Origin of the sequence: Indibacter alkaliphilus LW1, assembly GCF_000295935.2 — a bacterium.
In the GTDB taxonomy this organism is placed as follows: domain Bacteria; phylum Bacteroidota; class Bacteroidia; order Cytophagales; family Cyclobacteriaceae; genus Indibacter; species Indibacter alkaliphilus.
Genome location: NZ_ALWO02000014.1, coordinates 55,176 through 75,250, shown reverse-complemented (window position 1 = coordinate 75,250; position 20,075 = coordinate 55,176). Strand labels below are relative to the sequence as shown.

Here is a 20,075-nt window from a genome sequence, read left to right as displayed (position 1 = left end):
TATTATATTTTATTATGATAAAATCGATGACAGGCTATGGGTCTGCCAGTTATGAGGACGATGATTTTCTTGTAAGTGTGGAGGTCAAAACACTGAATTCTAAATTTTTGGATCTGACTATAAGAAGCCCAAGACAGCTTTCCGATAAGGAGCTTGATATTCGAAATATTGTTTCCAAAGAACTGGAAAGGGGAAAAGTAAATCTGACGGTTGAATTTACCAATAAAACCGGGCAGGATCTACCTGTCACAATAAATGAAGAATTGTTTTCTGCTTATTTTCAGAAATACTTAGTTCTAAGTCAAAAATCAGGTTCGGAATCCCCTGATCTGTTTAAATTGGCACTTCAGTCTCCAAATGTAATTACCAATGTGATTGAGAAGGATGCCGGTACCGGTAATTGGGACTTGATCAAAAAGGTGATAGAAGAAGCTTTGAATAATTGTAATGCTTTTAGAGCAGATGAAGGCAAAGTATTGGAAGGGAAATTAATCGAAAATGTGGCTATCATCCGATCCGGCCTAGATTCCATAAAGGAACTTGATCCAGTTCGGAAAAACCGTATCAGAGAAAGAATCAGCAATAATTTTAAAGACTGGGTAGAAGAAAATGAGTTTGATAAAAACCGGTTTGAGCAGGAATTGATTTATTATTTTGAAAAAATTGATATCAATGAAGAAATCGTGAGACTGGAAACACACTTAGATTATTTTGAAAAGAATATTAAAACAGGTAGTGGACAAGGGAAAAAACTAGGGTTTATTTCCCAAGAGATTGGAAGAGAAATCAATACAATTGGTTCAAAAGCTAATGATGCACCCATTCAAAAACATGTGGTAGTCATGAAGGATGAGCTAGAAAAAATAAAAGAACAGGCATTGAATATTCTTTAATTAAAAAAAGGAGCTGTATGGCTCCTTTTTTAATTCACATTGCTAGTACTTTCACTACTTGCCCTTTTCTTAATCTGCCTTCTTTCGTAAGCCGAAATGGGTTCAAATTTTTCATCAATATCAACTCCGGTGAGATAATCGTTAATAAATTCCCTTACTTCCTGGAATGAAAGGTTGTGTAGTATTTTTCCATTTTTAGCCAATGAAACCTGCCCTGTTTCTTCTGAAATGATCAAGACCAATGTTTCTGTAGCCTCTGACATTCCTATGGCTGCTCTATGTCTCAAGCCAAATTGAGCCGGCACCTCTCTTTCAGTAACCGGAAGAATACACCTAGCCGCCTTAACTTTTCCATTGTGAATGATTACAGCACCATCATGTAGAGGGCTGTATTTGTTAAAAATCGAAATCAGTAACCTTTTGGAAACCAAAGCATCTAATATGTCTCCACTCTCAGCATAAAATTTCAGCTCAGAATTACTGGATATAACCATCAGTGCACCTGTATTTGTTCCTGATAGGCTTTTAGAGGCCTCAATAATAGGGTTGATATTGAATGCTTGGGTTTCTTTCTTTCTCCAAAACAGCAACTCTTGAAGTATATTCTCATTGGATAAAAAAGATGACCTGCCGATAATCAATAGGAATTTTCGGATTTCTGGGGCGAAAATAATAATGGCAGCGATGACACCCACTCCCATAAATTGGCCTAAGATTATGGATAAGAGCTCCATTCTCAAGGCGCTTACCATCAAGTAGACCAGATAAATGGAAAGGAATCCCAAAAAGATTTTAATTGCTACGCTACCCCGTAAAAGTTTGTAAACCTGATAAATAAGTATACTCACCAATGTGATGTCGATCAGATTCACAATGGAGATATCTAAAAATCCTATTTTGAAAAGTAGATTCAAGGGTAGAGTTGTTTGTATAGCTTTATAATTTGTTTGGTTTCTTTCACGTCATGAACCCTTAAAATGTTTGCTCCTTGCGTCAGGGCAAACATATTTAGAGCAGTAGTGCCATTCAGCGAATCTTCCGGGGTCAAATCCAGTTTTTTATATATCATTGACTTTCTAGATAATCCTGCTAAAATCGGCGCTTGAATTGACTTAAAATAAGATAAATTTTTGAGAATCCAATAGTTTTGATCTAAAGTTTTAGAAAAACCAAATCCCGGATCAAATATTACATCTATTATGCCAGCTTTCTTGCATAATGCTAATTTTTCTGAAAAATATTTTGACATTTCCAAAAGTATATTGGAATAACCTGTATGATCCTGCATGGTCTTGGGATTTCCTTTCATATGCATGGCAATATAAGGCGCTTTGAGCTGCCCTACAGTGGGGATCATTTTTTCATCTAAATTGCCAGCAGAGATGTCGTTGATGATGTCGGCTCCAGCAAGCAAGGCTTCCCTTGCTACCGAAGAACGGAAAGTATCTATTGAAATCAAAAGTTCGGGATATTTTTTTCTGATCAATTGTAGTGCAGGTATTACCCTATTGATCTCCTCATCTTCGCTGACCTCGTCTGCTCCAGGTCTGCTACTGTATCCTCCAAGATCAAGGATGTCAGCACCTTCTTTTACCATTTGGGTAGCTTTTCTTAGAAGTTCTTCCTGGTCTTTATGAATTCGGCTTCCTTTATAAAAAGAATCAGGAGTCAGGTTTAAAATCCCCATAACCAATGGTCCATCCAATAAAACAAGCTTTCCTCTACAGGTGAGTGTTATTTTTGGGGGAAATACTATATCTTCGAAATCCGAAGAATTATTGAAAAGATAAGACATTAAACTATTAAGCTTTGAAAACGCAAACGGTAAGCGAATATAATCAAGTTATCAGCCTTTGTAAAGAACTTTTTAAGAAGAAAACAATTGATTATGGAACAGCTTGGAGAATCCTCAGGTTACCCTCGATTACGGATCAGATTTTTATCAAAGCTCAGCGTATACGGTCCATCCAGGAAAAGGGTAATCAAAAGGTAAATGACCCTATTGCTGATGAGTTTATTGGCATTATCAATTACTGCCTGATAGCTTTAATCCAGATCAGTCTGAAGGAGGATGAAAGGCTTGAGCTCAGTTTTGGAGAACTTGAACCAATGTATGACCGATGGGTTAATGAAACAAGAGGATTGTTGGAAAATAAAAACCATGACTACGGGGAAGCATGGAGGGACATGAGAGTGGCCTCTATGACTGATATCATATTGATGAAACTGTATAGGGTCAAACAGATCGAGGACAATCAAGGTAAAACACTGGTGTCAGAAGGGATAGAGGCCAACTATCAAGACATGATCAATTATTCAGTTTTCTGCTTAATCAAATTGGAATTCAATGCTTAGACAAACTATCTTATTTATTATCAGGCTTTTTGTTGGGGGGTTATTTATATTCTCTGGCCTGATCAAAGTCAATGACCCTGTTGGAACTGCCATTAAGTTGGAGGAATATTTTGATGTTTTTTCCAATGATATAGCTTCTTTCTTCTATCTTTTCAAAGACATTGCGCTTCCTTTGGCTGTCTTTTTGGTAGTGGCAGAGGTGGTTTTGGGAATTATGCTTATTCTGGGTGTAAGGCTTCGGATTACTGTATGGGCACTCAGCTTAATGATATTGTTTTTCACTTTTCTTACTTTCTATTCGGCCTATTTTAACAAAGTAACTGATTGCGGTTGTTTTGGGGATGCTATTAAATTGACTCCATGGGAATCTTTTATTAAGGATGTGATCCTTTTGGTTCTGATAGCTGTCTTATTCTTTTACCGTAACAAGCTTTCCAATGACGGGCCTGACTGGGCCAAATGGACTGTTAGGATAAGTTTGGTTTTATCTTTGGGGCTTGCGGTTGTAGCAATCCGTAATTTGCCTTTTATTGACTTTAGGGCCTATAAAGAGGGAGTTGATATCAATGAGGCCATGCAGCCCTCTGCTCCCTTGCAGTATCAATACGTGATGACGAGAGAAGGGGAGGAGTTTGTTTTTGATCAGTATCCATCAGATGAATCTTATGAATTTAAGGAAATGAAGCTGATGAATGAAGATGCCCTTCCCAAAATTACGGATTTTGCAGTTTGGAACGAGGATGGTGATTATACTGACGAAATACTTTCCGGAAGGAAGGCTGTTATATTGATTACCAGTATTTCCAAAATGAACACCAGTCAGCTGGATAAAATAGATGAAATGCTTAAAGGTATACAAACAAGCCCTATTTTACCTTTGGTAGTGGCTGCATCTTCTCAAGATGAAATTAACAAGTTGATCAGTCAAAGAAATTGGAACTTGGAAGGCTATCAAGGTGATGCTACTGTGATCAAAACCATCATGAGATCTAATCCTGGTATTATGTTATTGGAAGATGGGGTGGTATTGAAAAAGTTTCACTTCAGAAATACACCTTCAGTAGAAGAGGTTATAGGTATTTATGCCCCATGAGAACACCGCTTAAAATCGTTTTGGTCGGCATGCCCGGATCAGGAAAATCCACCTTTGGGAAGCAGCTTGCCAGGCAACTTAATTTTGTATTTTGGGACTTGGACGATGTGATTGAAAAGGGGGAAAACCGGAAAATCCGGGATATTTTTTATGAAGAGGGGGAAGGCAAATTCCGGGAGCTTGAAACAAAACATCTCTATAAAATCATTACTGGAATCGAAGGATTCGTATTGTCCACTGGGGGAGGTACTCCCTGTTTCAATGATAATATGGACCTAATCAATCAGGAGAGTGTCTCAGTTTACCTTGATGTTTCCATGGAGGAATTACTTAAGAGGCTTTCCAAGGACAAAGGAGGAGAAAGACCGATGTTTGCAGGGATGGATAAAGGTGAAATTATTCTTAAACTCAAAAATCTTTCTGCTCAAAGAGAGCGCTACTACAGGCAGGCAAAAATAAAGCTCAGTGGTGAGGATATCTCCACTGAGCTTTTGATGTCTGAATTGATGACCTATTTTAGAAATTGAAACCAACGGTCAGCATACCATTTGTGATCTGGTTTCTGATTTCAATGATTGGCCCAATCTCCTGACCATTTTCAATTACAGAATATGGATTATAAAGCTGGTCAAATCGGGTTCCCATAACGGCAAGGTCTACGTAGACTTTTTCAAACCTTACTCCAAATCCACCAGTCAGTTGTTGGGTGCTTCGGCTGAATGTACTGCTTCGGAAAGGATCTCCATACAAACCATATCCAGCTCTCACCCGGAACTTATCAATTCTGTATTCACCTCCGACACGATAATTGAAGGTCTGTCCGTAGAGTCTCCTGATTTCCTGATTATCATCGTTCGGATTGAAGTCTCTCGAATTTATCCTTCCTCTGCTGTAATCTACAAAATCTATATCGGCTGAAATAAAGCCATTTTTACCTGCGAAGAATGTAGCACCTCCAGAAAATCTCATTGGAGTATTGAGGTTATAAGTTCCCAATACTATGGGAGTACTCGCCTGTTCTGTACCTAGCGTAATATCTTCAGGCTCAAAATAGAAGTTGTCAAATTGATTCACAATTGAAGCTTCAAATTCCTCATTGAACCTGTACCAGGTTGGAGATTGGAAGTTGAAACCTAAATTAACTTCGTCTATTGGTTTGTAGATTACGCCTAGATTAATATTAGCACCAAACCCAGTGATGTTCAAAAATTCATCAATACTTGAAACCATCAGAGGTTCGTTGAAAAACTCTTCTCCGTATGACTTTCTTGAAGTGTAGTTGATAGAAGTTAAACCTAAGCCTCCTCCGACAAATAATTTGTTATAAAAATTAGCTCCATAAGATATGGTAGTCTGAGTGCTTCTTCCTTCTGTGACTACTGATTCATCTTGAAATGGGAAGCCCAGAACAAAAGAGTCATATTGGGAAGGGTTGTTTATTGGATTTCCATTTTGATCCTCAGTGATAGGGTTGATGAGAAAAGTGGAATACGCCAGACCAGTAAGGCCAAAATTCTCTATTTGAGATTCCGGGATCCCGTTTGCTTGTTGGATAAATGCATCAATGATAGAGGTCTGTCCCTCTATGTCAGAGAAATAGCCAAAGTTACTATTAAAGTTATTAGTTCTATTAAAACTTATCCCGAACGTCCCCCCTCGGAAAGCTCCGGTTTCTAAAGGTCCTTTTGGATTACTGATGACCAAACTTAAATTGGGTATGGCAATGTTTGTCGTTCTGTTTTCTTGAAGCTGCCCCAAGTAATTGGTTTCTGTGGTCCAAGTCCCAAATGAAGGTGTAAAACTAAACTCTGACCTTCTGAAGAAGCCCAAACCTGCAGGGTTCGTGTGGATATTAGAGATATCTCCTCCCAATGACATCTGCGTTCCCCCTAAGCCCATTATTCTAGCAGAACCCGTGGAGTTGAATTGGCTAAATCTTAGTGCATCTTCAAAGTATCCGCTTTGAGCCTTTAGCAGGCCAAAGGAAAACATCAAAAAGCATACGGAGAGTAATAGTTTTTTAATCGAAATCATATAATATCAGAATTGTTGACTGAGTATATATTTCTCAAATAATATGCCCTAAATAAAATTAACAATAGATAAAAAAAGAGGGGGAATTAATTCCCCCTGCCTCCTCGTGATCCTCCGGAGCTCATTCCGCCTCCGCCACCTCGGCTACCGCCTCCGCTACTGAATCCACCACCACTGCTTCTGCCTGCTGGTGCACTTCTCATAGATGGAGAACTTCCTCTGCTAGGTGAACTCATCTGATTTCTTGATGGACTCATACTTCTTGAAGGAGCCATTCTGTTATTGTTGAATGAGCCAGAATTTCCTCTGTTGTAAGAAGGATTTGTTCTGGTACCCATGTTGCTTCTATTGGTTCTGCTTGAGGGCGCAGCATACCCGCTATTTCTTGTATTCGGTCTGGCTGTATTATTGTAAGCAGGTCTTGCATTGCTCAGTCCAGTTCTGTTACTTGGTCTTGTAGCTGCTGCAGAGCCTGTATTTCTAACTCCAGGTCTGGCAGATGTATTGGCAATTCTGCTAGTCTGTCTCGTATATTCATTTTGGGAAGTTCCAAAATCTCTATTCGCATTTCTACTTGTAGATGGAGTCAATCCTGATCTATTTGAGGTTGTTCTTGTAGCAGAATTTGTAGCGTCTCTCCTTGCTGCACGTGTAGTAGTAGGATAATTGGAAGAAGCCAAATTATTGGTACCTACTGCTGTACCAACACCTCTACCTGGTCTAGCTCCACGGACAATCTGACGGCCAGCTTCGCCAGGATACCCAGGAGTAACGAAGATAGGTCTGCCGCCCCATCCCCAACCTGGACCCATGCCCCAGCCACCGAACATTGGATTACCCCAACCGAAGCCACCGCCCCAACCGAAGCCCATTCCCATGCCCATATTCCAGCCCCACATAGAATTCCATCCCATGCCGAACCCAGGTCTCATTCCCCAGCCAAAACCAGGTCTCATTCCCCAACCCATCATGCCAGGTCCCCAGAAGGGATCCCAGAAAGGGTCGTAAAATCCACCCATCATCCAAGGGTTTCCAAATCCCATTCCCATCATTGGAGCACCCCAGCCAAAACCGCCGAAGCCCATTCCAAATCCAAGATTTAGATTGAATCTGCTTTGATTGAAACCTTGACCAGGCAAACCTGCACCAGATCCGTAAAAGTTATTATATACATTGATATTTGGACTAGCCTCTTCTCCTTGAGCTTCGTCAAAATACACAGTCCCGGATTCTTCACTAGCAGTGCTTGACTGATACTTAGCAATGTATTCAGGATTCACGTTACGTGCCGAAAAGTTTTCCTGCTCGTACTGATCTGAACTTACTGTGCTTAAAGACTGAAAGTTTTGAGGATTATTGTTTGAAACTGCATACTCTGTAGCGATTTGAGCATCAGATGACATGAAATACAGGTCATCTGTCTCGCCGCCTCTCATAGCATTGTAGCTGGTGCTGCAAGATGCCAAGAGTAGCATCGCTCCAGTTCCAAGGGTGAGGATGTGATTGAGGTTTTTCATTTTATTTGGTTTTACTGACTACTACTTTATACGGACCATATAAGAGAGGGTTATTAATTTTTAATTTATATTTGCCTCCCGCAGTATTGAGCGAAGATAACTAGATTTTTGAATTCAACAAAAACACTATGAGCAAAGGGTTGCCCAAAAGAAGTGAAGATTACTCTCTTTGGTACAATGAATTGGTAAAAAGAGCTGACCTGGCCGAAAACTCACCGGTTAGAGGCTGTATGGTAATAAAACCTTACGGATATTCCATCTGGGAAAAAATGCAGGCCGAGTTGGACAGGATGTTTAAGGAAACAGGACATCAAAATGCCTATTTCCCGCTTTTCATTCCCAAATCATATCTTTCAAAGGAAGCCAGTCACGTAGAAGGCTTTGCTAAAGAGTGTGCCGTAGTCACTCATTACAGACTAAAAAACTCTGATGATGGGAAAAGTGTGATTGTGGACCCTGATGCAAAGTTGGAAGAGGAACTGATTGTCAGGCCTACTTCAGAGACAGTCATTTGGAGTACTTACAAAAACTGGATCCAATCCTACCGTGATCTACCACTTTTGGTCAATCAATGGGCAAATGTCGTGAGATGGGAAATGAGAACCAGATTGTTTTTAAGGACAGCTGAGTTTTTATGGCAAGAGGGACATACAGCCCATGCCAGCAAGCAAGAAGCCATAGAGGAAACTGTCCAGATGATGAATGTTTATGCCAAATTTGCCGAGGACTTTATGGCACTACCGGTTGTCAAGGGTGTAAAAAGTGAAAATGAAAGATTTGCAGGAGCTGAGAATACCTATTGTATCGAAGCAATGATGCAAGATGGAAAGGCGCTTCAGGCTGGAACTTCCCACTTTTTAGGTCAAAACTTCGCAAAGGCATTTGATGTGAAATTTGCTACTAAAGAAGGCGGACTAGAACATGTTTGGGGCACATCTTGGGGAGTCAGTACCCGATTGATGGGAGCTTTAATCATGGCGCACTCGGATGACAACGGCCTTGTACTTCCTCCAAAACTGGCTCCAAATCAAGTGGTGATTGTGCCTATATATAGAGGTGATGAAGAGTTGGAGAAGATTTCTAATAAAGCCAAAGAAATCATGGCTAAGCTCCGTGCAAAAGGAGTGACGGTCCATTTTGATAACAGAGATACGCATAAGCCTGGGTGGAAATTTGCGGAATATGAATTGAAAGGTGTTCCTCTCAGAATTGCAATGGGTCCCAGAGATCTTGAAAATAACACCATTGAACTTGCACGAAGAGACACCTTGACCAAGGAAACAATCAACCTCTCTGAAATTGAGCTTGATGATTACATTGTAAAAAAACTTGATGAGATCCAAGAAACGATTTATAATAAGGCGTATAATTTCAGAACAGAAATGACTACTGAAGTCAATAGTTGGGATGAATTTCAGGAAATGCTTGAGAAAAAAGGAGGCTTTTTGTCAGCACATTGGGACGGAACATCCGAAACAGAAGATAAAATTAAAGAACTCACCAAAGCGACAATCCGATGTATCCCTATTGATCAAAAGGAAGAGGATGGGAATTGTATATTTTCGGGCAAGCCTTCCAAAGGTCGGGTTCTTTTTGCTAAAGCTTATTGATATAACACTTAAAGCCTCTGATTTTGGGGGCTTTTTTTATCTCAGTTCATTTCTAAATTCTTAGATTTGAATTATCCTTAAATTGATACTATGGCCTGGTTTATTTTGATTTCGCTGATTTTGATAGGTGTGGTTCTGCTGATTACGGAAATAATCTTTGTGCCGGGAACAACATTAATCGGGATTTTAGGGTTGGTCTTTTCAGGAGTAGGAGTGTATTATGGATTTGTGGCATTCGGTAACGAATCAGGGTGGATAATCCTTTCTCTAACCTTACTGATTAATTTCGCCTTGCTGATTTATGGTTTTAGATCAGGTATCTGGACCAAATTTGCTTTGAAGGAATCCATTACTTCCAGGTCATTTGATGACAGGCTTCTTGGGCTTGAAATTGGCCAGCAGGGAAAGGCTGTTTCGGATATTAAACCTTTTGGAAAAGTGGAGTTCGGTGAAAATATTTATGAAGTAAAATCGGATTCCGGCTTTATCAGGGTAGGTACAATGGTATTTATTAGTAAATTGGAAGACAATAAAATTATCGTTAAATCTTAGTTTATGGAAATGACCAATTCGGCATTTATTTTATTTGCAGCTTTTGCCGGGCTGATTCTCCTTTTTATCTTTCTTTATTTCGTACCGGTTAATCTTTGGATTACGGCCATATTTGCCAATGTAAAAGTTGGAATAGGTGAGCTGATAGGGATGAGAATCCGTAAAGTTCCCCCCAGTGTAATTGTCAATTCTCTCATCACAGCCACCAAGGCCGGATTGGACCTCACGACAAACGAATTGGAGACCCATTATCTGGCCGGGGGTAATGTGCCCAATGTTATCAGGGCTTTGATTTCAGCAGACAAGGCCAATATCAAATTGAGTTTTAAACAGGCCACTGCAATAGATTTGGCTGGTAGGGACGTTTTTGAAGCTGTTCAAATATCAGTAAATCCCAAAGTAATCAATACACCAAATGTGGCAGCAGTAGCAGCCGATGGGATACAGTTGATCGCAAAAGCAAGAGTGACGGTAAGAGCAAATATTGCCCAATTGGTCGGTGGTGCAGGTGAAGACACTATTTTGGCAAGGGTAGGGGAAGGTATTGTGACTTCCATTGGCTCTGCCCAAAATCATAAGAGTGTTTTGGAGAATCCTGACAAAATATCCAAGCTAGTATTGGAAAGAGGTCTGGATGCAGGTACTGCCTTTGAAATCCTATCTATTGATATTGCCGATATTGATGTCGGAACCAACATAGGTGCCAAGCTGCAGATAGATCAGGCCTCTGCTGATTTGAAAGTGGCGGAAGCTAAGGCCGAAGAAAGAAGGGCTATGGCAGTGGCGCTTGAACAGGAAATGAAAGCCAAAACTGTGGAGATGCGAGCCAAGGTAATTGAAGCAGAAACAGAAGTTCCTAAGGCCATTTCAGAAGCATTCAGAACCGGGAAATTGGGAGTAATGGATTATTATAGAATGGAGAATATCAAATCTGATACAGATATGAGATCATCCATAGCCAGTACTGACCAAGGTTCATCAGGTTCTTCTGCAGGGAAGGGTAAGTCCGGAGAAAAGAAATAATATCAGAGAACTGTATAATTGAAAAAGCCATTGCGAAACTTCGCAATGGCTTTTTTTAATTGATAATTAAAGTCAGGGAATCAGCTTTTGTCCTTAGCTTGAGCCATTCTTCAAATTTTTGCAGTTCCAGTCGCGAAGGCTGTTGTCTGAATTTGGCATAAGCCATAAGAACAGTATCCTGTTTGTTGGCCTGGAGGTTGGCGGAGATCGCCCGGTTCATAGAGAAGGTCTCGAGGGATTGATGATTGATTTTGGCTTCCCGTGCAATATCCATCACCTGAGAATTGCTTCTACCGTACTCCTCCAGCTCTCTTTCCAATAAGGCTATTCTTCTGTCTTTATCCTGGATTTGAAGTTCATTTCTTTCGTAAAGATCCTTAAGGATGTCAGATCTCAAAATATTCAAGTCCGTACCGGAATCTCCGCTTTGCTTGATATTTAAATAGGTTTTGTCAAGATTAAATGCTCCCAGTTTTCTTTGGAGAATGCTTATTTCTTCATCTGTGATTCTCTCGCCAATCAAGCTTATATCAATTACTGCAGAATCAGAATCATAAAGCAGATTGGAAGAGATAACCTGAGTACGTGGGAACTCCAACTCTGTAGCGACAAATTGATTGGCAGACTTCTCCCAAATAGTCCTTTTGACGATGGCATAGGCAAGATAAATACTTGGTATGATAGTCAGCAAGGTAAATATGGTTATATAGGTTTTTACCGTTTTCTCTCTTTTTCTATCCATAAATTCCTTTTTAGGGAAATTCATAAATCTCACGATCAGATAGGTAGAAAGACTGATAAATACTGAATTGATAAAAAACAGATAAAAAGCACCAAAGAAATAGTAAAGGTTTGCTGTGGCCAAGCCATAACCTGCTGTACAAAGTGGCGGCATTAGCGCAGTAGCTATAGCTACACCTGGAATGGCATTGCTCTTTTCTTTTCTTGAACCAGCTACAATTCCCGCAAGGCCTCCGAAGAGTGCAATCAATACATCCCAAATGCTAGGTTCGGTCCTCGCTAGGAGTTCCGATTGCGCATCATCAAGAGGGGTGAAAGAAAAATATATCGTACTGGTCAATATAGAAATCAAAACTGCTATACCCAGGTTTTTCATTGATTTTTTCAGCAGTTCAAAGTCATTGATTCCTGCTGCAAGCCCAATTCCCATAATCGGACCCATCAGTGGTGAAATCAACATGGCTCCTATAATTACAGCGGTGGAGTTTACATTTAATCCCACCGAGGCGACAAAAATTGCAAAGATAAGAATCCACAAATTAGCTCCTTTGAACTCTATATTCTTACGGATATAATCTATGGTTTCAAGTTCGTCTTCCTTGCCCTCATGAAGGTCAAACCTATCTTTGAAGAATAGCAGTAATTCGAGAATCCGCTTTCTGATATTTAGAGCTTTTTTATTTTCTGTCATGCAACACGAGAAATTAAATCAATTGGCAATCTAATTAAATCTTCAATAAATGAAAGAGGGAATTGTCCTCAGAAGGTTGGATAATTTGCGGAAAGGCGATTCACAAATTGGGGATTTTATTTTAGGCCTAATAGCAGAATCAATCATGGATTCATTCTAGGGCAAGCTTTTTATTCTTTAAAACCTGATTCAATCTTCCTTTTATTTACCGATTTTTTTTCTTAATTAACTTTAAATTTCAATGCTCTCTAGAGTTATATTTTCATTAAGATTTGGTTATTTAAATATTTGATTTATAGTAAAATAAGTCGTTTTTAGGCTTGACTTAATAAGGGTAAGCTAAACAATTTAGATAAATCTAAAAAGCAAAAGCTTTCATATAAATCTCTTCTACCTATCAATTGTTTTTATATTTGTACATTACCATGGGGAAGTAGTAGCATGAATTTTGAATCACGGTGATCTGAATTTTGGAATCTTTCGTTTTTCTTAGGAGTCAATTTTAAAGTGTAAGCACTTATGATCAATAGAATTGTATTTGTGGATGACGATACCATCCAGCATATGATAAACAAAAAAAACCTGATGAGGTTAAAACCTGACTTGGAACTGTTCTTTTTTGAGGACCCAAATCTTGCTCTGAAATGGTTTGAAAATGAAGAAGCAGATCTTTTGGTTTTGGATGTAAATATGCCGGAAATGAGAGGGTGGGATTTTTTGGATTTGCTGAAATCCAAAGGAATTTCTTTAGAGGTGAAAATGCTTACCTCAAGCATGGATCCTGAAGATATTGAAATGAGTATGAACTACGAGATGGTTTCAGGTTTTCTGATTAAACCTTTAAAAAATGAAATCATGGCAGAAATCTTAGGTATTGAAAATTCTTAGAATTTGAAAAGTTGTATATGTCTATAATAAGTAATGATAATAAGCCTGTAATCAGTAAAAAAATTGACCGGTTCTTTATAGGCCTTGCGAGTGCTTTTGCTTTTGTCAAGCGTTTTTTCCAGGAGGTTTTCAAACCTCCTTTTGAGTTCAAAGAGATCATCAGGCAGTGTTACGAAATCGGCTATAGATCCTTACCGCTCATTTCTTTGACAGGATTTATAGTGGGTATAGTTTTCACCAATCAGTCCCGACCCTCCCTTTCAGAATTCGGAGCCACGAGCTGGTTGCCAGCCTTGATTTCTATTGCAGTGGTAAGAGCTATGGGACCTTTGGTGACAGCCTTGATTGCTGCAGGTAAAGTTGGATCGGGGATAGGAGCTGAAATAGCTTCCATGAAGGTGACAGAGCAGATTGATGCCATGGAAGTTTCAGCGATCAATCCATTCAAGTTTCTGGTGGTAACTCGTACCGTAGCGACCACACTTATGATTCCTGTATTGGTCATGTACACAGACTTTGTGGCATTGATAGGCTCATTCCTAAGTGTGAACTCCAAAGAATTGGTGAGTCTATCCACATTTTTTGTTCAGGTATTTGAAGCCATTTCCTTTTTGGATGTGTTTTCTTCCATCATCAAATCCCTCGTATTTGGTTTTACCATTGGGATAGTTGGTTGCTACAAAGGGTATAATTCTTCAAAGGGTACGGAAGGTGTAGGAAAAGCAGCCAATGCTTCAGTGGTTATGGCTATGTTTTTGATCTTTATAGAAGAATTGCTGAGTCTTCAAATCGTAAATGCCATCAGAAATGCATAAAGATCAAAGAGAAAAGGTGGTGAAGATGAGGGGATTGAAAAAGTCCTTTGATGAAAACCATGTTTTGATGGGAGTTGATTTGGATTTATACAAAGGAGAAAACCTTGTGGTATTGGGTAAATCCGGTAGCGGTAAGTCTGTGCTTATCAAAATAATGGTGGGTCTATTGGAGCAGGATGAGGGGTCCATAGAAATCCTTGGGCAAAACACTTCAGGCCTTTCATTGAAAGAGTTAAATAAGCTCAGGCTGAAAGTCGGGTTTTCTTTTCAACACTCAGCCTTGTATGATAGTATGACTGTGAAGGAAAACTTGGTATTTCCACTTACAAGGAATGTCAAAGGCCTTACCAAAAAGGAAATTGACAAAAAAGTAGACGAGTTGTTGGAGGCTGTTGGCTTGCCGCAGTCTGCCAATCAAATGCCCTCTGAGTTATCAGGGGGCCAAAAGAAACGTATTGGTGTAGCAAGGACTTTAATTCTAAATCCGGAAATAATGCTTTATGATGAACCTACAGCCGGCTTGGATCCAATCACTTGTGTAGAGATCAATAACCTTATTGTACAGGTAAGGGAGCAGTTTAATACTTCTTCCATTGTGATTACGCACGATCTGACTTGTGCCAAAACGACGGGAGACAGAATGGCGGTCTTGTTAGATGGACAGTTTAAGGCGGTTGGTCCTTTTGAAGAGGTTTTTACCCAAGCATCGGATCAAAGGATAAAATCATTTTACGATTATAACTTCATTAAGTAATGAGAAACGATAATAAAAAATCAGTCATCGTTGGCATATTCGTCTTGATAGGGATAGCCATTTTGGTAACAGGAATCATGACCATGGGTGGTCAGCAAAAGAAGTTTGTAAAGAGCATTTCTTTGAATGCAGTCTTTGATGATGTGGCAGGCTTACAAGTCGGGAATAATGTTTGGTTTTCCGGTGTAAAAATAGGCACTGTTAGAAGAGTAAATTTTTATGGGGATTCCCAGGTGGAGATTATTATGAACGTGGAAGAGAAAGTAAGGGAATTTATCCGCAAAGACTCTAAAGCTACAATTGGCTCTGACGGACTGATAGGGAACAAAATCATTGTAATTTATGGTGGTACTACACAGGCGCCTTCGGTAGAAGATGGTGATAGGCTCCAAGCTGAGATGCCTTTGGATACTGATAAAATGATGGAAACACTTCAGGAAAACAACATGAATTTGGTGACCATCACTGACAACCTCAAAGTACTGACTTCAAAAATAGCCGAGGGCCAAGGTATTGTAGGGACAGTCATGACTGATAGTTTGGTTGCTGAAAACTTTAAAAATATCCTCAATAATCTTGAAAGGGCTTCTGTAAACAGTAACAGGATGATTTCTGAAATGAATAAGTTTGCGAGTAACCTGAATAAGGAAGGAAATCTTTTTAATGATTTGGCTACAGACAGAGAATTGTATAAAAGTCTTCAAAGCTCCATAGAGGAGCTCAAATCTACTGCCGCCAATGCAAATCAGCTAACCGGTGACCTGACAGAAGTTACTGCTAAGTTGAATGACAAAGATAATACGCTTGGAATGATGCTGAATGACCCTGAGTTTGCAGACAGGCTGAAACAAACCTTGATTTATGCTGATAGTTCGGCCATTAATCTCAATAGAGGTTTGGAAGCTTTGGAATATACTTGGCCATTCAGAAGAGGCTTTAAAAGAATGAATCGGGCAAATGACAATGATTAAGCACTCTACCAATAAAAATCTAAGCCGGCATTTACCGGCTTTTTTTATGCTTTTTTGATTTTTTCTTTGGCCTCCATTTTCTCGTCTATAGTGGCTTTCAGTCCCTCATTGTCATTGAAAGGGTTGAGTTGAAAGTGTCCGCTGATCGGAAAATGGTCAGAACCTATATATCGGTGCGTTTTCAGTTTTTTGAGTGTAAAATGCCTGCTCACAAAAATGTGATCCAAGGGCCACCTCATAAAGAAGTATTTGGCATGAAATGTACTGAACATTCCTCTTCCTCTTCTGGGATCAAGCAAGCCGCTGACTTTCAGGAACAGCTCACTCGTATAGGACCAGCCTACATCATTTAAGTCTCCAAGTACAAGAACCGGCCTTTTCAGATCTTTGACTTTTTTCCCTACTACCAAAATCTCAGCATCCCTTTCAGTACTTCTTGGATTTTCACTTGGAACAGGTGGTGTAGGGTGCAACGCAAAAATACTGACTTGACCTAACTTTTGATCATCAAGCAATACTTCAATGGATGGGACTTCGTCTTCTATCAGGTAACGTACAAACTTTTCTTTGATAGGAATTTTAGAGTAAAGCACCATGCCATAGGTATTGTCTTTGGGGACTTCTACAAAAAACGGATACTTGGGTTTGAATTTTACCATTGCTTCTGCCCATTTGAAATCAGTCTCTACAAGCACAAATAAATCTGGGCTTTCGGATTCCAGCAACTCCGTTGCCTTATGATATGCCCTATTATATTGAAAAACGTTGATCACCATTACGGAGATATCTGAATGACTCTTCCCCTTGGCAGTTTGGACCATTTTGGAAGAAAAGGGTGTAAAGGGATGAATTTGATAAAAGAGATAAACTATACTCATTATGAGTATGCTAAAAACTATTATGTCAAGTGTATTTTGGGGAATCCCTACGAATAGCCATAGAACAAGAGTGATTAAGCAAAGAAAGAATTTTTGAAACCTTGGGTAATCAAATACACGAAAAGTCCAATGATCTTTTTTGATCAGTGGAATTAAGGTTGTTATTATCAATAATAAACTGCTTATTAAAAGCATTGCTCTCATGGAATTTGATTTAATTGAAGATAAAAAATTGACCCGTTCAAAATTGTATTGGGTATAAATTAACTAAATTGAGAATTAATATGCTGGTTTTGCAGTTATTAAATTGAATCATCTTTTTAAAAATAAATACATTCTTTATGAAAATACATCCACACGACACCAAAAAACAACTAGATGGCCAAAAAGGCAAACTGACCTATTGGAGTTTAAATTCGCTTAAGGAAGCTGGGTATGATATAGATTCACTTCCTTTTTCCATCAGGATTTTATTGGAAAATGCCCTTAGGAATTTTGATGACTTTGGCATTACCAAGGAACATATTGAGACTTTGGCCACTTGGTCACCTGAGCCATCAGACAAAGATATCCCCTTCAAGCCTGCCAGAGTTTTGATGCAGGATTTTACCGGTGTGCCGGCAGTAGTAGATATAGCTTCCTTGCGAGCTGAAGCCGTAAGAAAGGGTAAAAATCCCGAAAAAATAAATCCATTGATTCCAGTAGATTTGGTCATAGACCATTCTGTCCAAGTTGATTTCTTTGGCACAAATTATTCATATCAAAAGAACGTGGAGGTGGAATATGAAAGAAATGGTGAACGCTATCAGTTTTTGAAATGGGCTCAGAAGGCATTTGATAATTTCTCTGTGGTGCCTCCCGGGATGGGGATTTGTCACCAAGTGAATTTGGAATATTTAGCCCAGGGCGTGATTGAAAGAGATGGCAATGTTTTCCCGGACACATTGGTAGGTACTGATTCGCATACGCCTATGGTCAACGGTATCGGAGTTGTGGCTTGGGGAGTAGGAGGAATTGAAGCTGAAGCTGCGATTCTAGGTCAGCCGATTTATTTTATCATGCCCGAAGTGGTGGGCTTGAAATTGACCGGAAAGCTTCCTTTAGGGATTACAGCCACAGATATGGTTTTGACCATTACAGAATTACTCAGAAAACATGGTGTGGTCGGTAAGTTCGTGGAAGTATTTGGCCCAGGTCTAGATCACCTTTCTGTTCCAGATAGAGCTACTATTTCCAACATGTCTCCTGAGTTTGGGTGTACGGTTACTTATTTTCCAATTGATGACAGAACATTGGACTACATGTCTAAAACAAACCGATCTCAAGAACAGATTGATTTGGTGAGGCAATATTGCCAATCAAATTTGCTATGGAGGGAAAATGAGGACAAAATCAAATATAGCTCCTTGTTAGAACTTGATCTGGATTCGGTTGAACCGACAGTTTCTGGACCCAAAAGACCACAGGATAAAATTCTCTTGAGAGAGTTCAAGGGGAAATTCGGGGAATTGCTCAAAAATGTTCACGGTAGAGAGTATATCCCAATCGACAAAAGAGAGGTTGGGAGATGGTATGGAGAAGGTGGGAGTCAACCAGGAGAAAATAGAGGAGGAGACGCTGATGGTGTAGAGTATGAAACTAAAGTGAAAAATGGACTCAAGACTGTTGTGGTAAAACTTCATAATGAAAAGTTTGCTCTCCATGATGGATCTATAGTGATAGCTGCTATTACATCTTGCACCAATACTTCTAACCCTTCGGTGATGTTGGGTGCAGGGTTGGTCGCTAAAAAGGCGAGAGAAAGGGGCTTGGATGTGAAGCCTTGGGTAAAAACATCTTTGGCTCCAGGATCCAAAGTAGTTACTGATTACTTAGAAAAATCAGGCCTGCTTGATGACTTGGAAGCGTTGAGGTTCCACGTGGTAGGCTACGGATGTACATCTTGTATAGGGAATTCAGGTCCTCTCCCCAAGCATATTGCAAGTGCCGTTGAGGAAAATGACTTGGTAGTAAGCTCTGTGCTTTCAGGGAATAGAAACTTTGAAGCTAGGGTTCATCCCCAAGTGAAAATGAATTACCTAATGTCTCCCATGTTGGTGGTAGCCTACGCACTTGCGGGAAGAGTTGATATTGATTTGCTCAACGAGCCGATAGGTTATGATCCAAATTTGGAACCGGTTTACCTAAAAGATATCTGGCCTAGCAATGATGAGATCAATGATGTAATGAGCCAGGTATTATCCCCGGGAGATTATGCAAAAAGTTATGGTGAGATTTTCGAAGGCAATGAAATGTGGAAGGAGCTTGAGGCACCAAAGGATAAGGTTTACCAATGGTCTGAAGAAAGCACCTACATCAAGGAGGCACCATTTTTTAACGGAATCTCTGAAGAAGTAGGAAACCCAGACGATATCAAAGGTGCAAGAGTACTCTTGAAATTGGGTGATTCCATTACTACAGATCATATTTCTCCAGCAGGTTCATTTGCAGAATCGAGCCCTGCAGGACAATACTTGGTAGGCAGAGGGGTACAAAGAAAGGATTTCAATTCATACGGTTCCAGGAGAGGAAATGATGAAGTCATGGTCAGAGGCACTTTTGCCAATGTTAGAATCAAAAATCAGCTGGCGGACAAAGAAGGTGGGTTTACGAGGCACATTCCTTCAGGTGAAGAAATGAGTGTTTTTGAAGCTTCTCAAAAATATAGGGAAAACAACACTCCTTTGGTGGTTTTGGCAGGCAAAGAATATGGCAGTGGTTCTTCTAGGGATTGGGCTGCTAAGGGTACTAATTTATTAGGGATCAAGGCGGTGATTGCTGAAAGTTATGAAAGGATTCACAGAAGTAACCTGGTTGGAATGGGAGTGCTCCCGCTTCAATTTAAATCCGGTGAAACTGCAGAAAGTCTTGGATTGAATGGCAAAGAGTCTTTTGATATTTCAGGAATTTCCAATGATCTTTCACCTATGAAGGAACTTCATGTACTTGCTAAAAAAGAGGATGGTAGACAAGTTGAATTCAAAGTCCTGTGCAGATTGGATTCAGCGATAGAGGTTGAATATTTCAAAAATGGTGGCATCCTCCACTATGTTCTCAGGGACTTTTTGAAAAAATAATTCGGTGTATTTCTATGGTTAATCCTTAAGAGTGAATAGCTCCAAAGGTTAACTTTCCAAAAGGCATCAGCAAAAGAGAATTGTGAAATATGAACAAAGGGCCAGGTGAAAATCCTGGTCTTTTTGTTTTAATTTTTATTAAAA

General features: G+C 39.7%; 18 protein-coding genes. 12 read left to right on the top strand and 6 right to left on the bottom strand.

Annotation, left to right across the window (positions count from 1 at the left end):
• The first annotated feature begins 14 nt into the window (after nucleotides 1–14).
• A complete protein-coding gene (locus A33Q_RS03050) occupies nucleotides 15–893 on the top strand; it encodes a YicC/YloC family endoribonuclease (protein WP_040489762.1) in 879 nt (292 codons plus the stop codon).
• Between the two features lie 29 nt (nucleotides 894–922).
• Here A33Q_RS03050 and cdaA read toward each other — a convergent pair whose 3' ends face one another.
• Both cdaA and folP read right to left on the bottom strand, forming a co-directional pair.
• Complete coding sequence (gene cdaA, locus A33Q_RS03045; protein ID WP_009034792.1) at nucleotides 923–1,807, bottom strand: diadenylate cyclase CdaA; 885 nt, start codon at nucleotides 1,805–1,807, stop codon at nucleotides 923–925.
• On the bottom strand, nucleotides 1,804–2,688 hold the full coding sequence (folP, locus tag A33Q_RS03040) for a dihydropteroate synthase (protein ID WP_009034791.1): 885 nt from the start codon (nucleotides 2,686–2,688) through the stop codon (nucleotides 1,804–1,806). The genes cdaA and folP overlap by 4 nt, the downstream gene beginning before the upstream one ends.
• A gap of 14 nt (nucleotides 2,689–2,702) precedes the next feature.
• Here folP and A33Q_RS03035 point away from each other — a divergent pair, with 14 nt between their 5' ends.
• From A33Q_RS03035 to A33Q_RS03025, 3 genes are read left to right on the top strand one after another with little or no spacing between them, the layout of a single operon-like run.
• Entirely contained in the window at nucleotides 2,703–3,248 is a 546-nt protein-coding gene (locus tag A33Q_RS03035) for a DUF1599 domain-containing protein (RefSeq protein ID WP_009034790.1), read from the top strand.
• The gene (locus A33Q_RS03030) at nucleotides 3,241–4,341 is read left to right on the top strand and encodes a BT_3928 family protein (protein WP_009034789.1); all 1,101 of its coding nucleotides are present in this window, start codon (nucleotides 3,241–3,243) and stop codon (nucleotides 4,339–4,341) included. The genes A33Q_RS03035 and A33Q_RS03030 overlap by 8 nt, the downstream gene beginning before the upstream one ends.
• Nucleotides 4,338–4,868 (top strand): shikimate kinase, encoded by a 531-nt coding sequence (locus A33Q_RS03025; RefSeq protein WP_040489760.1) that lies wholly within the window; start codon nucleotides 4,338–4,340, stop codon nucleotides 4,866–4,868. Before A33Q_RS03030 ends, A33Q_RS03025 begins: the two co-directional genes overlap by 4 nt.
• Here the strand turns inward: A33Q_RS03025 and A33Q_RS03020 are convergent.
• Both A33Q_RS03020 and A33Q_RS03015 read right to left on the bottom strand, forming a co-directional pair.
• Nucleotides 4,858–6,375: an OmpP1/FadL family transporter gene (locus A33Q_RS03020; RefSeq protein ID WP_040489758.1), complete on the bottom strand. Its 1,518-nt coding sequence runs from the start codon at nucleotides 6,373–6,375 to the stop codon at nucleotides 4,858–4,860. The two genes, A33Q_RS03025 and A33Q_RS03020, sit on opposite strands and share 11 nt — an antisense overlap.
• A gap of 86 nt (nucleotides 6,376–6,461) precedes the next feature.
• On the bottom strand, nucleotides 6,462–7,892 hold the full coding sequence (locus A33Q_RS03015) for a hypothetical protein (RefSeq protein WP_009034786.1): 1,431 nt from the start codon (nucleotides 7,890–7,892) through the stop codon (nucleotides 6,462–6,464).
• 128 nt (nucleotides 7,893–8,020) lie between these two features.
• Between A33Q_RS03015 and proS the strand changes: the two genes are divergently transcribed.
• From proS to floA, 3 genes are all read left to right on the top strand, one after another.
• Nucleotides 8,021–9,502: a proline--tRNA ligase gene (proS, locus tag A33Q_RS03010; RefSeq protein WP_009034785.1), complete on the top strand. Its 1,482-nt coding sequence runs from the start codon at nucleotides 8,021–8,023 to the stop codon at nucleotides 9,500–9,502.
• Between the two features lie 90 nt (nucleotides 9,503–9,592).
• Nucleotides 9,593–10,054: an NfeD family protein gene (locus A33Q_RS03005; protein ID WP_009034784.1), complete on the top strand. Its 462-nt coding sequence runs from the start codon at nucleotides 9,593–9,595 to the stop codon at nucleotides 10,052–10,054.
• A 3-nt stretch (nucleotides 10,055–10,057) separates the two neighbouring features.
• Complete coding sequence (floA, locus tag A33Q_RS03000) at nucleotides 10,058–11,077, top strand: flotillin-like protein FloA (RefSeq protein ID WP_009034783.1); 1,020 nt, start codon at nucleotides 10,058–10,060, stop codon at nucleotides 11,075–11,077.
• 55 nt (nucleotides 11,078–11,132) lie between these two features.
• Here the strand turns inward: floA and A33Q_RS02995 are convergent, their stop codons facing one another.
• Entirely contained in the window at nucleotides 11,133–12,509 is a 1,377-nt protein-coding gene (locus tag A33Q_RS02995; protein ID WP_009034782.1) for a TIGR00341 family protein, read from the bottom strand.
• Nucleotides 12,510–13,028: 519 nt separating this feature from the next.
• Between A33Q_RS02995 and A33Q_RS02990 the strand changes: the two genes are divergently transcribed.
• From A33Q_RS02990 to A33Q_RS02975, 4 genes are read left to right on the top strand one after another with little or no spacing between them, the layout of a single operon-like run.
• A complete protein-coding gene (locus A33Q_RS02990; protein WP_009034781.1) occupies nucleotides 13,029–13,397 on the top strand; it encodes a response regulator in 369 nt (122 codons plus the stop codon).
• A gap of 17 nt (nucleotides 13,398–13,414) precedes the next feature.
• Nucleotides 13,415–14,212, top strand: coding sequence for an MlaE family ABC transporter permease (locus tag A33Q_RS02985; RefSeq protein ID WP_009034780.1), 798 nt, complete (start codon nucleotides 13,415–13,417; stop codon nucleotides 14,210–14,212).
• Complete coding sequence (locus A33Q_RS02980) at nucleotides 14,205–14,966, top strand: ABC transporter ATP-binding protein (RefSeq protein WP_040489793.1); 762 nt, start codon at nucleotides 14,205–14,207, stop codon at nucleotides 14,964–14,966. Before A33Q_RS02985 ends, A33Q_RS02980 begins: the two co-directional genes overlap by 8 nt.
• A complete protein-coding gene (locus A33Q_RS02975) occupies nucleotides 14,966–15,937 on the top strand; it encodes an MlaD family protein (protein ID WP_009034778.1) in 972 nt (323 codons plus the stop codon). The genes A33Q_RS02980 and A33Q_RS02975 overlap by 1 nt, the downstream gene beginning before the upstream one ends.
• 44 nt (nucleotides 15,938–15,981) lie before the next feature.
• Here A33Q_RS02975 and A33Q_RS02970 read toward each other — a convergent pair whose 3' ends face one another.
• Nucleotides 15,982–16,815: an endonuclease/exonuclease/phosphatase family protein gene (locus tag A33Q_RS02970; RefSeq protein WP_235062767.1), complete on the bottom strand. Its 834-nt coding sequence runs from the start codon at nucleotides 16,813–16,815 to the stop codon at nucleotides 15,982–15,984.
• Between the two features lie 341 nt (nucleotides 16,816–17,156).
• Here A33Q_RS02970 and acnA point away from each other — a divergent pair, with 341 nt between their 5' ends.
• The gene (gene acnA / locus A33Q_RS02965; RefSeq protein WP_009034776.1) at nucleotides 17,157–19,931 is read left to right on the top strand and encodes an aconitate hydratase AcnA; all 2,775 of its coding nucleotides are present in this window, start codon (nucleotides 17,157–17,159) and stop codon (nucleotides 19,929–19,931) included.
• The last annotated feature ends 144 nt before the right edge of the window (nucleotides 19,932–20,075 follow it).

What these genes read in the sequence shown, in the direction of transcription:
- A33Q_RS03050 (WP_040489762.1), top strand. Translation starts at nt 15, where the DNA reads ATGATAAAATCGATGACAGGCTATGGGTCTGCCAGTTATGAGGACGAT.
- folP (WP_009034791.1), bottom strand. Translation starts at nt 2,688, where the DNA reads ATGTCTTATCTTTTCAATAATTCTTCGGATTTCGAAGATATAGTATTT.
- A33Q_RS03030 (WP_009034789.1), top strand. Translation starts at nt 3,241, where the DNA reads ATGCTTAGACAAACTATCTTATTTATTATCAGGCTTTTTGTTGGGGGG.
- A33Q_RS03025 (WP_040489760.1), top strand. Translation starts at nt 4,338, where the DNA reads ATGAGAACACCGCTTAAAATCGTTTTGGTCGGCATGCCCGGATCAGGA.
- A33Q_RS03020 (WP_040489758.1), bottom strand. Translation starts at nt 6,375, where the DNA reads ATGATTTCGATTAAAAAACTATTACTCTCCGTATGCTTTTTGATGTTT.
- A33Q_RS03015 (WP_009034786.1), bottom strand. Translation starts at nt 7,892, where the DNA reads ATGAAAAACCTCAATCACATCCTCACCCTTGGAACTGGAGCGATGCTA.
- proS (WP_009034785.1), top strand. Translation starts at nt 8,021, where the DNA reads ATGAGCAAAGGGTTGCCCAAAAGAAGTGAAGATTACTCTCTTTGGTAC.
- A33Q_RS03005 (WP_009034784.1), top strand. Translation starts at nt 9,593, where the DNA reads ATGGCCTGGTTTATTTTGATTTCGCTGATTTTGATAGGTGTGGTTCTG.
- floA (WP_009034783.1), top strand. Translation starts at nt 10,058, where the DNA reads ATGGAAATGACCAATTCGGCATTTATTTTATTTGCAGCTTTTGCCGGG.
- A33Q_RS02995 (WP_009034782.1), bottom strand. Translation starts at nt 12,509, where the DNA reads ATGACAGAAAATAAAAAAGCTCTAAATATCAGAAAGCGGATTCTCGAA.
- A33Q_RS02990 (WP_009034781.1), top strand. Translation starts at nt 13,029, where the DNA reads ATGATCAATAGAATTGTATTTGTGGATGACGATACCATCCAGCATATG.
- A33Q_RS02985 (WP_009034780.1), top strand. Translation starts at nt 13,415, where the DNA reads ATGTCTATAATAAGTAATGATAATAAGCCTGTAATCAGTAAAAAAATT.
- A33Q_RS02980 (WP_040489793.1), top strand. Translation starts at nt 14,205, where the DNA reads ATGCATAAAGATCAAAGAGAAAAGGTGGTGAAGATGAGGGGATTGAAA.
- A33Q_RS02975 (WP_009034778.1), top strand. Translation starts at nt 14,966, where the DNA reads ATGAGAAACGATAATAAAAAATCAGTCATCGTTGGCATATTCGTCTTG.
- A33Q_RS02970 (WP_235062767.1), bottom strand. Translation starts at nt 16,815, where the DNA reads ATGAGTATAGTTTATCTCTTTTATCAAATTCATCCCTTTACACCCTTT.
- acnA (WP_009034776.1), top strand. Translation starts at nt 17,157, where the DNA reads ATGAAAATACATCCACACGACACCAAAAAACAACTAGATGGCCAAAAA.